Raw genomic sequence first — 14634 nt, forward strand, 5'->3', positions numbered from 1 at the left:
GATGGGTCGGTTCCGCGGACGGAAGCCGACCGCGGACGGCCCGGCGGACGGCCTACCCGGCGCGCTCCGCGACCAGCACGCCGACCTGCTCGTGGACCATCTCGACGGCGGTGAGGACGAAGCCGGCGTCGGTGAGCGCGTCCGCGAGCACCCCCACGGTGGCGGGGTCGTCCACCTCGGGGGAGTAGAACGGTTCCGAGGGGTCGGCCTCGCCGAACAGCATCACGTCGCCCAGCACGAACGTGTGCGGGCCGAGGCCGGCGATGACCTCGATGGCCTCGCGCTTCTCGTCGTCGGAGAGGTGGTGCATGGCGAAGTTCGAGACGACCACGTCCGCGGGGCCGTCGTAGTCGGGGTCGCGGAACTCCCCGTAGCCGAACTCGACGTTCGTCAGGCCCGCCTCCTCTGCCTTCGCGCGGGCCTGGTTCATCATGCCCTCGCTGATGTCCCGGCCGACGACGCGGGCGGCGTCGCCCGCGAGCGCGAGGCCGATGGCGCCCGTCCCGCAGCCGAGGTCGAGCACCGTCCCGTCGGGCGAGAGCGCGTCCCGGGCGTGGTCGATGACGAGGCTCGCACAGGCCTCGTACTCGTCGCTGTTCTGTCCCTCGTCGTAGTCGCCGGCGTACTCGTCGAACCGCGCGGCGTGTTCCTCAACGGTCCGTTTCATCGTCCTCGGTTCGGACCCCCGGCTCTATGAAGGAGTCGGACGCGACCTCCCGGTTGCGCGCCGCGACCCGACCCCACTCCCGGAGGCCCTCGCGGGTCCACTCGGGGTCGAAGCCGGCCCGTTCCGCGAGCGCGACCAGTTCGCGGGGCGCGCGCAGTTCGAGGTGCGACGCGGGGTTCGCGCTCACGACGTACGGCGCGTCGTAGTAGCCGACTACCTCGCGGAGTTTCCGGAGCGCGGCGAGCGTCCGCACGCGGGAGCCGCCGTCGTCGCGGAGGACGGCCCCGAAGTCGAACTCGATGCGGACGCCGTTGCGCTTCGCGGCCTTCGCGAGCACGTGGTTGAAGCCGCCGTCGTCGCGCGTCGGGTGGGCGAGCACGTCCACGCGCTCGCTCTCGCAGGCGAAGCGGTTCGTCGCGTCGTCGCCCCCGTGGACGGCGACGAGCGTGCGCTCCTCCCGGTAGCGCTTCACGAGCGAGGCGAGCTGCGAGCGGTCGTCCGTGCGGAGCTCGATGGCGTCCACGACGTCCACGTCGTACTCGTCGGCGACGGCCGCGCGGTCGTAGTCGGCCTGCCGGTCGCCGTGGTTGCGGACGACGACGCCCTCGTAGCCGTACTCGGCGGCGGTCAGGGCGTGGCGGGCGACGGTCGCGTCGCCGTCGGGGTGCGCGTGGACGCCCTCGTACATACCCGGCCGTCGCCGCGCGGGGACAAAGGGCTTTCAGTACACCGAGGCGAGGAACTCCCGCAGGGCCTCGTTCGTCGCTTCGGGGTTCTCCAGGTTCGAGGAGTGGCCCGCCTCGGGAATCCGTGCGAGGTCGGCGCCGAGCGCGTCGGCCGTGGCCTCGGCCTTCTCCATCGCGATGCTCACGTCCTCCGTGCCGTGGGTGACGAGCGCCGGGCAGTCGAGGTCCGCGGCCCGGTCCGTGAAGTCGTCCCGGTGGAGCCACGACGCGATCTCGTTGTGGATGGCGAGGCCCGGGTACGTGTCCCACTTGCGCGCCCACGCCTCGACGAGGCCGGGGTGCTCGGTGCGGGTCGTCTCGCCGAACAGCTGGTGTTTGGCTACCTCGACCGCCGACTCGGTGGGGTGGCCCGTCTCCTTCATCTGCTCGATGAGCGCGCCGTACTGCTCGCGGTCGGCCTCCGAGTGGGTGCCGGCGTCCGAGTCCACGAGCACGATGGCCTCGACCCGGTCGGGGTGGTGCTCGGCGGCGCGCAGCGCCGTGAACCCGCCCATCGACATCCCGACGAGGACGGCCGACTCGATGCCGAGGCCGTCGAGCAGGGCCGCGTAGTCGTCCGCGAGGTCGTCGAGGTCGTACTCGTCGGCGTAGCGGTCGGTGCGCGCCCGGAGGTCGTAGGCGACACACCGGTAGTCGCCCGCGAGCGCGTCGAGTTGCGGGTCGAACATCGTGCGGTCCATCAGGGTCCCGTGGGCGAAGACGACCGCCGGGCCGTCGCCGACGTCCGTGGCGACGGTCGCCGGTCGCTCCGTGTAGCGGGCCGCGCCGCGGTCCTCGTTGTCGCGTGACATGAACCGGAGGTGGCGGGGTCGGAGCATAAGCGTGTGGTCGGGAGGGCCGACGGCCGACCGACAGCCCACAACCCTTTTTCCGGCCGGCCGTGAGGGGGGTACAATGAGCGACCTCCGCGACCTGTTGGGCGGAATCGTCGACGACGTCGACGCGATACTGCTGTTCTCGCCCAGCGGCACCTACCACGAGTCGTTCGCGGACGCGGAGGTCCCCGTAATCGTCGTCGCGGGGGAGGACACGGTCGACGCCGAGCGGTTCGTGGAACTCCCGCTGGCGTTCGCCGACGTGCGCGACCGCATCCGGTTCGGGATGGAGGGCGCGCTCGACGCCGGCTTCGTGGAGGAGGAACACGTCGTCGCCTGCGCGACCAACGTCTTCGAGGGGGCCATCGACACCGTCACGCGGGTGAACGCCGACTCCTTCTCGCGCTCGGGCGTCTACGACCTGTTCGTCGAGTCGCGTGCCGACCCGTCGGTCATCCGCGACGTGTTCGAGGTCGCCGTCGAACTGGGCAAGAAGGGGCAGAAGGGCAAGCAGGTCGGCGCGCTGTTCGTCGTCGGCGACGCCGGGAAGGTGATGAACAAGTCCCGACCGCTCTCGTACAACCCCTTCGAGAAGAGCCACGTCCACGTCGGCGACCCCATCGTGAACGTGATGCTCAAGGAGTTCTCCCGGCTGGACGGCGCGTTCGTCGTCTCCGACTCCGGGAAGATCGTGAGCGCGTACCGCTACCTCGAACCCAGCGCCGAGGGGACGGACATCCCGAAGGGGCTCGGCGCGCGCCACATGGCCGCGGCGGGCATCACCCGGGAGACGAACGCGGTCTGTATCGTGCTCTCGGAGTCCGACGGCCTCGTTCGGGCGTTCCAGGGCGGCGACCTCATCCTCGAACTCGACCCGGAGGAGTACTGACCGTGCCCCACGACGCCGGCGGAACGGGCCTCGACGCGACGCTTCACCGGCTGCTCGCCGACCGCTTCGAGCTGTTCGTCGGCATCGTCGTGTTCCTGCTCGCGCTCGTCGCGGGGGTACTCACGCGCCGGTACGTCCGGCGCCTGCTCCGGGGACTCGACGTCCCGACGGCCGTGGAGGGAACGCCGTTCGAGCGGACGGCACAGCGGCTCGGCACCTCGACCGTCGGCCTGCTCGCGAACCTCTGTGGGCTGTTCGTCCTCGTCGTCGGCGGACTGGTCGCGCTCCGGCTCGTCAACGCCCTCCCGCAGGACCTGCTCACGACCCGGCTGACGGACTTCTTCCGGCAGCTGTTCATCGCGGTCATCGTCCTCATCGTCGGCGTCATCACGGGCGACAAGCTCGACCTCTACGTCCGCGAGCGGCTCCGGAGCGTGAAGGTGCCCGAGGCGGGTATCGTCCCGACGCTGGCGAAGTACAGCGTCTTCTACGTCGCGGCGCTCGTCGCGCTCTCACAGCTCGGCGTCGCCACGCTCCCCCTGCTCGTGTTGCTCGCCGCCTACGCGTTCGGCCTCGTCCTCCTCGGCGGGCTGGCGACGAAGGACCTGCTCGCGTCGGCGGCCGCGGGCGTCTATCTCCTGCTGACGGAGCCGTACGCCATCGGCGACGAGGTGGAGGTGGACGGCCGCCGCGGCATCGTCCAGGAGGTGGACACGTTCGTCACGCGCGTCGAGGCCGAGGGCGAGGAATACGTCGTCCCGAACCACCGCGTGTTCCGGCGCGGCATCGTCGTCGTCCGGAGCTAGAGCCGCCCGCTCCCGACGAGCGAGAGCGCCAGCGCCCCGAGGACGACCAGCGCCGCCGCGGCCGCCTCGGGAACCGCCGAGGAGACGTCCGCGGCGAAGCCCGCAACGAGCAACAGCGCCGCGCCCGCCGCCCGGAACGGCGTCCGGGCCAGTTGTCGCGCGAACGCCCGCACCGACCAGTAGCCGAGCGTCAGCGCGCCGGACACCGAGCGCCGCGGCGCCGGCGGGTCGGTGCGCTCGAAGCCGGCGAGGGCCGGGCGGGAAACGGCTACGAGGCGACCCGAGTGGACGCGCCGCCCCTCGGCGTCGCCGACGAGCAACAGGGTGGCCCGCCCGTCGGGCAGGCCGACGAGACGGTACACCCCCTCGGGGACGGCGGCGTCCGTGGGGGACAGGTACGCCGACACCGCCGCCGTCTCGGGGTCCATGGCCGCCCTATCGCCGGCGGCGGCATAACGGTGTCCGCCCTACGCGTCGCGCTCGACCGGCTCCGCGGGGACGCCCGCGACCGTCACGCCCGGCGGCACGTCGTCGGCCACGAGCGACCCGGCGGCGACCTGCGCGTCCGCGCCGATCTCGACGCCGGGGAGGACGACGGCCTTCGCGCCCACCATCGCCCGCTCGCCCACGACCACGTCGCCGAGGCGGTACTCGTCCTGCAGGAACTCGTGGCACAGCAGCACGGAGTCGTAGCCGACGATGCAGTCGTCGCGCAGGGTGACGCGCTCGGGCCAGAACACGTCCGGGGTCGCCTCCAGCCCCCACGAGACGCCCTCGCCGACGGTCGCCCCGAGCCGACGAAGCGCCCAGTTCTTCAGCCGGAGCGAGGGAGCCAGCCGCGCGACCAGCACGAACAGGTAGTTGTAGACGACCCGGAGGACGCTCTTCTCGTCGGTCCACGACCACAGGGAGTTTCGCGGCCCCTCGGTCGGGTGTCGCTCCAGCCGGTCGTACCGGGTGCCGGTGTCGTCGCTCACGGGCGGCCTTGGACGCCGGGGGGTTTCACTCTGTCCGGTCGTCGCCCGTGCGGTCGCCGGGGTCCAGCGTCTCGGCCTCGCGCTCCCGCACCCTGATGCCCTTCCCCTGCAGGTGTCGGGTACGCGACCGCGCGAAGTCCTCCTCCTCCGTGCCGCGCGTGGCGAGGACGTACATCCGCGCCTTGCCGACGGGGCGCATCGTCCGGCCCGCGCGCTGGGCGCCCTGCCGGCGGCTTCCGCCGAGGCCCGACGCGGCGACGGCTATCTCGGCGTTCGGCAGGTCGATACCCTCGTCGCCGACCCGCGAGACGACGAGCGCGTCGCGCGGCCCGTTGCGGAACTCGTCGAACAGTTTGCGCCGGCGCGCGTGGGGCATCTCCCCGGAGACGAACGGTATCGACAGCGCCTCCGCGAACGCCTCGCCCTGCGCGATGTACTCGACGAATATCAGCGCCTTCGCGCCCGGGTGGTCGCGGAGTATCGCCCGCGTCTCGCGTATCTTCGCGGGGTTCTCCGCCGCGGCCTGTCGCCGCTCGTGGCCCGCGGCGTCGGCGTACGCGTTCGCCGACTCGTCGTCGGCCCACGGCACCGTGCGTATCTCGATTTCGGGTTCGGCGACGTAGCCGGCGTCGAACAGCGCCGCCCAGTTCGTCCCGATGGGCGGCCCGACGAGGGTGAATATCTCCTTCTGCTTGTCGTCCTCGCGGATGGGGGTCGCCGACAGCCCGAGGCGGTGTTTCGCCTGCAGGTCGGCCGAGCGGCGGTGGATGGGCGACGGGATGTGGTGGACCTCGTCGTAGACGATGAGCCCCCACTTCCGGTCGTCGAACAGGTGGCGGTGGCGGTCCATCCCCGCGGTCTGATAGGTAGCGACCGTGACCGGCCGTATCTCCTTTTTGCCGCCGTGGTACTCGCCGACCTGCTCGTCGGCGAGCGAGGTGTGTTCGAGGATGGTCTCCTTCCACTGGGCGGCGAGTTCCCGGCCGGGCACGAGAATCAGGGTCTCGCCCTCGATGGCGCTCATCACGCCCATCGCGGCGACGGTCTTGCCCGAGCCGGGGGGTCCGACGAGGATGCCCGAGCGCTTCTCGACGAAGCGGTTCACCCACTCGTGTTGGTAGTCGCGGAGGTCGACGCGGAGGTCGAGGGGGAGCGCCTCGCCCGTGTCGAGGTGGCGGGTGTCGAGGACGGGGTAGCCCGCCTCGTAGAGCGCGCGCTTCACCGCGGCGACCGACTCCTCCGCCACCCACGCCTCGGTGTCGGAGATGCGGGCGCGGAGTTGGCCCTCGTCCAGCTCGCGCTCGGCGATGTTGCCGAGCAGGTCCGCGTTCCGGGCTTCGAGCACGGTGTAGCCGTCCTCGTGCGAGCGGAGCCGGAACTTCCGCGCGCGCTCCCACTGGGACTTCACCCACTCCTCCAGCGCCTCGTTGCGCTCGCCGAGCGCCTGCCGCATCGTGCGTTCGAGGCCCGCGAAGTCGTCGTACGGCGCGGCCCACACGTCCTCCTCGCGCACCTCGTACACGTAGCCGTGTTCGCGGTTGGCGTCCTCCAGGTGGGCGAACTGCGAGAGCTGTGCGCGGGTGAACTGCGAGGGGGCGTCGACGACGACCTGTCTGCGCCCGGGAAAGACGACGATACGCTCGCGGTCGGCCGTCTCCTTGTAGTCGGTCGGGAACCAGACGGTCGGGTCGGCCTCCACGTCGGCGGACTCGACGCGGCCCGACCCGGCGAGGGCTTCGAGCGCGGCCAGCGCCTCGGTCTGCGTGCAGTCGAGCAGGCGCGAGAGTTCGGTCGCCGTCAGCAGCGGGCGGCCCGCCGATTCCAGCGCGTCGTAGAAGGCGTCGAGGGTGAGGTCGGGCGCGTCCCCGTCGCGGGTGTCCGGGGCCGCGTCGGCGTCGGGGGCGGCCCCCTCGTCGGGGCCGCCGTCGGAGTCGGTCACTACCGCTCGTAGCGCGGCGACGGACAAAAGCGGCGCGCGTCGCGGCGACTACTCGCCGCGGAGTTCGGCCATGTGCTCGACGCGCCGGGCCACGAGGTCCGCCTTCCCGATGTCGTGGCGCGCGCGCAGGCCCTCCTCGCCGGCGGCGGCGAGCGCGTCCTCGGCTATCGTCTCGGCTTCGGCGATACTGTCGGCGACGCCGACGACCGCGAACGACCGGGAGGTGGTCGTGTAGACGCCGTCCTCGCGGGCGTCCACGCTGGCGTAGTAGAGCAGCGCGTCGCCGGCGCTCTCCTCGTCGATGCGGACCTTCGCGCCGGCCTTCGGGTCAGTCGGGTACCCCTCGGGGACGGCGTACTTGCAGACCGTCGCGCGCCGGTCGAAGACGAGTTCCGGGAGCGGCCGGCCGTCGCGCGCGGCGGTCACCACGTCCATGAACGGCGTGTCGAGGACCGGGAGGGTGTTCATCGCCTCCGGGTCGCCGAAGCGGGCGTTGAACTCCACGATCTTCGGGCCCTCGGCGGTGAGCATGAACTGCCCGTACAGAATCCCCTTGTACTCGGGCATCGCGTCGACCACGGCGCGGACGATATCGACGGCCGCGGCGTAGTCGCCCCGGGTCATGAAGGGGAGTTCCGGGGTCGCGTCGGAGTAACTGCCCATCCCGCCCGTGTTCGGCCCCTCGTCGCCCTCGTAGGCGCGCTTGTGGTCCTGCACGGCCGGGGCGGGCCGCACGTCGCCGTTGGCGACGAACGCCTGCACGGTGAACTCCTCGCCGACCAGCCGCTCCTCCAGGACGACGCGGTCGTACGACTCCTCGCGGAGGTACGCCTTCGCCTCCGCCGGCGTACACTGGTCCCCGATGACGCGGACGCCCTTGCCCCCGGTGAGGCCGGCGGGCTTGACCGCGAGGTCGCCGTCGTAGCCGTCGATGAAGTCGCAGGCGGCGTCGGTGTCGTCGAACACCTCGAAGGCGGGGTTGCCGGGGATTCCGTGCTCGTCGAGGAACTCCCGCTGGAAGCTCTTGTCCGTCTCGATGCGCGCCTCCGTCGAGTTCGGCGCGAACGCGTACACGCCGGCCTCGTCCAGCGCGTCGCTCACGCCCGCGGCGAGGGGTGCTTCCGGGCCGACGACGGCCACCGTCGCGTCCACCTCGTCGGCGTAGGCGACGACCGCGTCGGGGTCCGTCTCGTCGAGCGTCTCGACCCCGGCCGCGAGCGACGCGATGCCGGGGTTGCGGTTCGACGCGCAGGCGTACAGCGTCGCGTCCGACTCGGCCACCGCGCGGGCGACCGCGTGTTCGCGGCCGCCGCCGCCGACCAAGAGGACGCGCTCGTCTCCGTACATACGCGAGGGAGGACGGCACGGGAGTGTAAAGGTTGTCTCTCAACGCGGCGAGCATATACAGAAACGTGCCTACTCGTTGGAATCCTCGGGCTTCGATGGTCTTCCGAGACCGTGCTGAATAGAGGGCGCGAGGGTATCAGCACCCCTCTCGCTAGTTCGGTTCAGGGAGGTCGAACGAGACCCCCGTGAGGTCTTCGGAGACGTCCCAGAGACGGCGGGCGAGTGTCTCATCGTATGACCGGTCGCTCGACGGCTGGACGACCGGGTCGCCGTACATGTTCATGAAACCGTCGGGGCCGACGTACTCGCCGCCGTCGATACTCGGGTCGAGGGCGGCGTAGAGCATCGACTCTGCGCCACGTTCGGCGCTCCGTACGATCACTGCGTTCAGGAGTCTCATCAGCAGGAGGTCGGGTCGGAATCCGCCCTGTGTGGCGCTGTGGTCCAGGAGGTTCGTCTTGGACCCACCCGGGTGGCAGCCGAGGCTCTTCACGCTCGCCTTCGCCATGCGGAGTCGACGGTCGAGTTCGTATGCAAAGAGGAGGTTCGCGAGTTTCGACTGCCCGTACGCCCCCCACGCACTGTACGACTCCTCGCCCTGAAGGTCCTCGAAGTCGATATCGGCTTTCCTGTGCCCGGCACTACTCTGCACAACGACACGGGACTCCCCCGTGGTCTGCTGTAAGACGGGGAGGAGGTGGGCGGTGAGTGCGAAGTGTCCGAGGTGGTTGACGCCGAACTGGTACTCGAATCCCTGTTCGGTCTCCGTGCGTGGGATAGCCATCACACCCGCGTTGTTACAGAGTACGTCGAGCGCGTCGTACGTCGACGTGAACCACTCGGCGAACGCCGAGACCGACTCGAGGTCCGCGAGGTCGAGCTCGTTCACTGTCAGTGACGCTCCCGGGACCTCGGCTTCGATTCGCCGTTTCGCGTCCTCGCCGCGCTCGATGCTCCGGCACGCCATCACGACGTGTGTACCCTTCTCGGCGAGCCCCTTCGTCACCTCGAAGCCGAGTCCGCTGTTCGCCCCTGTCACCACGGCTGTCCCGACAGCAGGCAGTTCGCCAGCTACGTCGTCGACTGAATCGGTAGAATCGCGTCGTTCAGACATTGGTGATAGGTGCGCGGAGAGACGAAACGAGGTGCAAGCTCATATCAGCGACCATTTCGTCGGATAGCTCACGCCCGCCCGTGCTGGTGATGACTGAGGTTCATCTGGAGGATACAATAGCGTTTGCCAGCAACTAGTTCGTCGATAGACTCGCCCTCTATATTCAGCACGCGGTATCCGTCAGGCACGGAGGGCTTCGAAAGAGCTGAACGTGCCTACTCGTCGGTCAGCGACGCGCGCCTGACCTTCCCGGTCGCGGTCGTCGGCAGGCTCTCCCGGAACGCGATGTCGCGGGGGTACTCGTACTTGGCGAGGCGCTCGCGGACGTGCTCCCGGAGCGCCTCGCGGGTCGCCTCGGTCGGCTCCCACCCCTCGGCGAGGACGACGAACGCCTTCGGCACCTCGCCGCGCTCGTCGTCCGGGACGCCGACGACGGCGGCGTCGGCGACCGCGGGGTGGCCGGCGAGCGACTCCTCTATCTCGACGGGGCCGATGCGGTAGCCCGCGGAGATGATGACGTCGTCCTTGCGCGCCTCGAACGCGAGGTAGCCGTCGGCGTCCATCCGGCCGAGGTCCTCGGTGAGCAGCCAGCCGTTGCGCACCTTCGCCGCGGTCTTCTCCGGTTCGTTCCAGTACTCGACGAAGCACACCGGGTCGCCCTCGTAGCGGACGGCTATCTCCCCGACCTCGCCGGGCGGAACGGTCGTCTCGGCCGTGTCGGGGTCCACGATGGCGAGGTCGTGGCCCGGCCCCGCGAGGCCGATGTACCCCTCGCGCGACTCGGCGAGCGCGGTGCAGTCGCCCGCGACCATGTTCGCCTCCGTCTGCCCGTACCCCTCGTGGACGACCGCGCCGCCGAACGCGTCCGCGGCCCACGTCGCGACCGACGGGCCGAGCGACTCGCCGCCCGAGGCGACGACCCGGACGCGCTCGGCCTCTGCCTCCAGGGTCATCATCACGCGGAGCGCGGTCGGCGGCGCGAAGAAGTGGGTCACGCCGTGGCGGTCCAGCAGGTCGAAGGTCCGGCCCGCGTCGAAGGGGCCGCCGGCCTCGTCCACGACGAGCGTCCGCCCGTAGTAGAGCGCGGGGACGACCACGTCGAACAGCGAGGCGATCCACGCCCACTCCGACGGCGTGTGGAAGGTGTCGCCGTCGCGCAGGTCGAGGTTACAGAACGTCGTGAGGAAGAGCGGCAGGTGGCCGAGCAGCATCCGGTGGGCGTGGCGCACCCCCTTCGGGTTCCCCGTCGTCCCGGAGGTGTAGATGAGCAGCGCGTCGTCCTCCGCGGCGGTATCGACGGCGTCGAGGCTCTTCTCCTCCCCCGCGACCGCCTCGTCGTAGGCCGTCTCGTCGCCGCGCGGGTCGCCGTCCACGAGGACGACGCTCTCGACGCACGCGGGTCGCGCCTCGCGGAAGGCCTCGGCGGCCGACCCCTCCACGACGGCCGCGACCGCCCCGGCGTCGGCCAGCCGGTACTCGACTGCGTCCGGCCCGAACAGCGTCGAGAGCGGGACCGATACCGCGCCCAGTTTCCAGCAGGCGACGTGCGCGACGGCCGTCTCGACGCGCTGGGGGGCGTTCACGCCGACGCGGTCGCCACGCTCGACGCCCTCGGCGCGGAGATGGCGGGCCAGCGCGCTCGCCGCCGCGTCGAGGTCAGCGTACGTCAGGGTTCGGGTTCCGTCCCCGTCGTCGGCGACGAGTGCCAGGGCCTCGGGCGTCTCGGCCGCCCAGCGGTCACAGACGTACGCGGCCATGTTGAACCGGTCCGGTAGCTCCCACTCGAAGGCCTCCCGTAGCTCCCCGTAGCTCCCCCACTCGCGCTCGTGGAAGCGGTAGGCGTCGAGCCGTTCGGTCGGTGCCATACCGCCCGTCCACGCGACACGGTAACAAACCTTGCTCCCTGCGAGCGCGGGGGCCTTTACGCCTCCCCGCCGAACGCGGGGTATGACCGCAGACCCGCTGGCGCGCAACCGCCTCGACGAGGAGGCGTCGCCGTACCTCCGGCAGCACGCCGACAACCCCGTGCACTGGCAGCCGTGGGACGACGCGGCGCTCGACGCGGCGCGCGAGCGCGACCGGCCGATATTCCTCTCGGTCGGCTACTCGTCGTGCCACTGGTGTCACGTGATGGCCGAGGAGAGCTTCGAGGACGAGGGTATCGCCGCGACGCTCAACGAGTCGTTCGTCCCCGTGAAGGTGGACCGCGAGGAGCGCCCGGACCTCGATTCCCTCTACATCACCGTCTGCCGGCTGGTCCGCGGGCAGGCCGGATGGCCCCTCACGGTGTTCTGTACGCCCGAGGGGAAGCCGTTCTTCGTCGGGACCTACTTCCCGCCGGAGGCGAAGCGGAACCAGCCCGGCTTCCGACAGCTGGTCGAACACGTCGCCGCGGCGTGGGACGACCCGGAGGAGCGCGAGGAGATAGAGGCCCGCGCCGAGCAGTGGACCGCGGCGGCGCGCGGGGAGTTGGAGGACGTGCCCGACGCGCCGGGTGAGGCCCCGGACGCGGAGTTCCTCGACGGCGCGGCCGCGTCGGCGGTGCGGGGGGCCGACCGCGACCACGGCGGGTTCGGCCGCGGCCAGAAGTTCCCGAACCCGCCGCGGGTGGACCTCCTCCTGCGCGCGGCCGACCGCACCGGGACCGAGGTGTACGCGGACGTGGCCCGCGAGACGCTGGACGCGATGGCCGCGGGCGGCCTCCACGACCACCTCGGCGGCGGCTTCCACCGCTACTGCACGGACCCGGAGTGGGTCGTCCCTCACTTCGAGAAGATGCTGTACGACCAGGCCGGCCTCGTGCGGACGTTCCTCGCCGGCCACCAGCTACTCGGGGAGGAGCGGTACGCCGACGCGGCCCGCGGGGCGCTGGCGTTCGTGGAGCGCGATCTGACCCACGAGGACGGCGGCTTCTTCTCGACGCTCGACGCGCGCTCCCCCTACGAGGGCCAGCGCGTCGAGGGGGCCTACTACGTCTGGACGCCCGAGGACGTGCGCGCCGCCGTCGGGGACGACACGGACGCCGACCTGTTCGCCGCGCGCTACGGCGTCACGGAAGCGGGCAACTTCGAGCCGGAACAGGACGTGACGGGCTCGACCGAGTCGTGGACCGTCCTCACCGAATCCGCGAGCGTCGCTTCCCTCGCCGCGGAGTTCGACCTCCCCGAGGACGAGGTCGAGGAGCGACTCGACCGCGCGACGGACCGAGCGCGCGACTACCGCGCCGAGCGCCCGGCCCCGAACCGCGACGAGAAGGTGCTCGCAGGCTGGAACGGCCTCATGGTTTCGGCGTTCGCGGAGGCCGGCATCGCGCTGGACGAGCGGTACGCCGAGGTCGCGGCCGACGCGCTCGGCTTCGTCCGCGAGCGCCTGTGGGACGGCGAGCGGCTCTCGCGCCGGTGGAAGGATAGCGACGTGAAGGGCGACGGCTACCTGGAGGACTACGCGTTCCTCGCGCGCGGCGCGCTCAACACCTACGAGGCGACCGGCGACGCGGACCACCTCGCGTTCGCGCTGGACCTCGCCCGCGCGCTCGTCCGCGACTTCTACGACGACGCGGCGGGGACGCTCTACTTCACGCCCGCGGGCGGCGAGTCGCTCGTCGCTCGCCCGCAGGAACTCGGCGACTCCTCGACGCCGTCGAGCACGGGCGTCGCCGTCGAGACGCTGGACGCGCTCTCGCACTTCACGACGGACGACACGTTCGCGGAAGTGGCGGAGACCGTGGTCGAAACCCACGCGAGCACGCTCGAATCCGACCCGCTCCAGCACGCGGCGTTCGTCCTCGCGGCGGACGCGCTCGCGGTCGGGCGGACGGAACTCACCGTCGCGGCCGACGGCCTCCCCGACGCGTGGCGCGCGACGCTCGCGGAACGGTACCTCCCGCTGCGGCTCCTCTCCGTTCGCCCGCCGACGGACGAGGAGATGGAGTCGTGGCTCGACCGGCTTGGACTCGACGAGGCGCCGCCGATATGGAACGCGCGCGGCGCGAGGGACGGCCCGACGGTGTACGCCTGCCGGAACCGCGCCTGCTCGCCGCCGCGGGACGACCTCGCGGCCGCGCTCGACTGGCAGGTCTAGACCGGGACGCGCGCCAGCCACTTCGCCGGGTCGTCCAGTTCCTCGTCCGTCGGGAGGTTCGCCTCCGAGTCCCAGACGGCGCTCGCGCCCTCGACGCCGCGCTCGTCGGCGACGGCGTCGAAGAACGCCTTGCCGCGCTCGTACTGCTCGCGCTTCATGCCCAACCCGAGCAAGCGACGGACGAGCTTTCCGATGGGCCCCTTCCCGCCGCGCCGCTCGTCGAGTTTTCTGCGGAGGTCGTCGTACTCCTCGTCGAACGCGCGGTCCATCACGAGTTCGGCGTACCCCTCGACGGCGGTCATGGCGACGTTCACCTCCGTCAGGGCCGCGCGGTCGAACTGCCCCTCGGTGAGCCCCGCGACGCCCTCCCGCATCCGCTCCTCGAGGAGTTCGGAGAGCCACGGCGCGGCCCCGAACTCGGCGGCGTGGGCAACCTCGTGGAAGGCTATCCAGCGGCGGAAGCGCGGCTCCGGCACGTCGAGCAGGCCGGCGACCTTCCCGATGTTCGGGTGGACGAAGTAGAGCGCGTGGTCGTCCCCCTCGGCGAGCAGGAGCGGGTCGTACTGGCCGAGGACGTTGTTGGCGAGGAAGCCGAGGGTCACGCCCATCGTGCCGGTGTTGACGGAGCGCGCGAGGCCGGGGACCGGGCCGACGGCCTCCTCCGCGAGCGGCTCCATCACCCGGCGGAAGGTGGCGACGTTCGCGTCGATCCAGTGGTGGCGGTGTTGCACCTCGACGGTGTCGGGGAGGTCGAAGTCGACGGCGGCGACCTCGCGAACCCGGTCGCGGGCGTCGCGCACGTCGCGGGCGTACCCCTCGCGCTCGGCGTCGGTGAGCGTCAGGTCGCCCGGCTCGACCGCGGCCTTCGCGGCCGCCGCGGCGGCGTCCCAGTCCACGGGACCGTCGCCCTCGCTCTCCGCGACGGCGCGCACGGCGCGAAACAGTGTCATGGGTTCCCGTTCGTCGCGCCGGCTATAGGCCTTCTCCACGCGGCGCGGCCGCCGCGCGCCGGTCACTCGGCGCGGTCCCGGAGCGCCAGCCCCGCGACCGCGGCGAGGAGCGCCCCCGTGCCCGCCGCGAGCCCGACGCCGAGGGCGCCGATTCCGGGGGCCGCCGCGGCCGTCGCCCCGCCGACCGCGCCGCCGATGCCGGCTCCGGCCGCCCCGTACCGCTCGTCGTCGGTCGTGTCGGTCACGGTCGCCCGTCGCGCCGCGGGACGGAAAAACACGGCGGCGGAACGGATTTACAGCCGCC

The 14634-nt window shown here is 71.5% G+C and carries 14 protein-coding genes; 3 read left to right on the forward strand and 11 right to left on the reverse strand.

The annotated features are described in order from the left end of the window. Nucleotides 1–52: 52 nt before the first annotated feature. From P2T37_RS01625 to P2T37_RS01635, 3 genes are read right to left on the reverse strand one after another with little or no spacing between them, the layout of a single operon-like run. Entirely contained in the window at nt 53–667 is a 615-nt protein-coding gene (locus P2T37_RS01625) for a class I SAM-dependent methyltransferase (RefSeq protein WP_276235001.1), read from the reverse strand. Then, complete coding sequence (locus P2T37_RS01630; RefSeq protein ID WP_276235002.1) at nt 651–1355, reverse strand: RNase P subunit p30 family protein; 705 nt, start codon at nt 1353–1355, stop codon at nt 651–653. Before P2T37_RS01630 ends, P2T37_RS01625 begins: the two co-directional genes overlap by 17 nt. 33 nt (nt 1356–1388) lie before the next feature. Next, nucleotides 1389–2204 carry an alpha/beta fold hydrolase gene (locus tag P2T37_RS01635; RefSeq protein ID WP_276235003.1) on the reverse strand — a complete coding sequence of 272 codons (816 nt, stop codon included), beginning with the start codon at nt 2202–2204 and terminating at the stop codon, nt 1389–1391. Nucleotides 2205–2307: 103 nt separating this feature from the next. Between P2T37_RS01635 and dacZ the strand changes: the two genes are divergently transcribed. Together dacZ and P2T37_RS01645 are read left to right on the forward strand one after the other, a co-directional pair. Then, nucleotides 2308–3117, forward strand: coding sequence for a diadenylate cyclase DacZ (gene dacZ, locus P2T37_RS01640; RefSeq protein WP_276235004.1), 810 nt, complete (start codon nt 2308–2310; stop codon nt 3115–3117). Nucleotides 3118–3119: 2 nt separating this feature from the next. Next, nucleotides 3120–3923, forward strand: coding sequence for a mechanosensitive ion channel domain-containing protein (locus P2T37_RS01645; RefSeq protein WP_276235005.1), 804 nt, complete (start codon nt 3120–3122; stop codon nt 3921–3923). Here the strand turns inward: P2T37_RS01645 and P2T37_RS01650 are convergent. From P2T37_RS01650 to P2T37_RS01675, 6 genes are all read right to left on the reverse strand, one after another. Next, on the reverse strand, nt 3920–4351 hold the full coding sequence (locus P2T37_RS01650; RefSeq protein ID WP_276235006.1) for a hypothetical protein: 432 nt from the start codon (nt 4349–4351) through the stop codon (nt 3920–3922). The genes P2T37_RS01645 and P2T37_RS01650 overlap by 4 nt on opposite strands. A gap of 39 nt (nt 4352–4390) precedes the next feature. Beyond that, the gene (locus P2T37_RS01655) at nt 4391–4900 is read right to left on the reverse strand and encodes an acyltransferase (RefSeq protein WP_276235007.1); all 510 of its coding nucleotides are present in this window, start codon (nt 4898–4900) and stop codon (nt 4391–4393) included. Nucleotides 4901–4925: 25 nt separating this feature from the next. After that, nucleotides 4926–6839, reverse strand: coding sequence for a DEAD/DEAH box helicase (locus P2T37_RS01660; RefSeq protein ID WP_382210568.1), 1914 nt, complete (start codon nt 6837–6839; stop codon nt 4926–4928). 48 nt (nt 6840–6887) lie between these two features. Beyond that, a complete protein-coding gene (gene purD, locus P2T37_RS01665; protein ID WP_276235008.1) occupies nt 6888–8186 on the reverse strand; it encodes a phosphoribosylamine--glycine ligase in 1299 nt (432 codons plus the stop codon). A gap of 151 nt (nt 8187–8337) precedes the next feature. Continuing rightward, nucleotides 8338–9300: an oxidoreductase gene (locus P2T37_RS01670; RefSeq protein ID WP_276235009.1), complete on the reverse strand. Its 963-nt coding sequence runs from the start codon at nt 9298–9300 to the stop codon at nt 8338–8340. A gap of 215 nt (nt 9301–9515) precedes the next feature. Then, nucleotides 9516–11165 carry an acetate--CoA ligase gene (locus P2T37_RS01675; RefSeq protein WP_276235010.1) on the reverse strand — a complete coding sequence of 550 codons (1650 nt, stop codon included), beginning with the start codon at nt 11163–11165 and terminating at the stop codon, nt 9516–9518. 82 nt (nt 11166–11247) lie between these two features. On the opposite strand from P2T37_RS01675, the gene P2T37_RS01680 reads away from it, so the two are divergent. After that, nucleotides 11248–13380 carry a thioredoxin domain-containing protein gene (locus P2T37_RS01680; RefSeq protein ID WP_276235011.1) on the forward strand — a complete coding sequence of 711 codons (2133 nt, stop codon included), beginning with the start codon at nt 11248–11250 and terminating at the stop codon, nt 13378–13380. Here the strand turns inward: P2T37_RS01680 and P2T37_RS01685 are convergent. Beyond that, the gene (locus P2T37_RS01685) at nt 13377–14330 is read right to left on the reverse strand and encodes a zinc-dependent metalloprotease (RefSeq protein WP_276235012.1); all 954 of its coding nucleotides are present in this window, start codon (nt 14328–14330) and stop codon (nt 13377–13379) included. The two genes, P2T37_RS01680 and P2T37_RS01685, sit on opposite strands and share 4 nt — an antisense overlap. Before the next feature lie 62 nt (nt 14331–14392). After that, nucleotides 14393–14575, reverse strand: coding sequence for a hypothetical protein (locus P2T37_RS01690; RefSeq protein ID WP_276235013.1), 183 nt, complete (start codon nt 14573–14575; stop codon nt 14393–14395). Between the last annotated feature and the right edge of the window lie 59 nt (nt 14576–14634).

This window comes from Halosegnis marinus, assembly GCF_029338355.1.
Lineage (GTDB): Archaea > Halobacteriota > Halobacteria > Halobacteriales > Haloarculaceae > Halosegnis > Halosegnis marinus.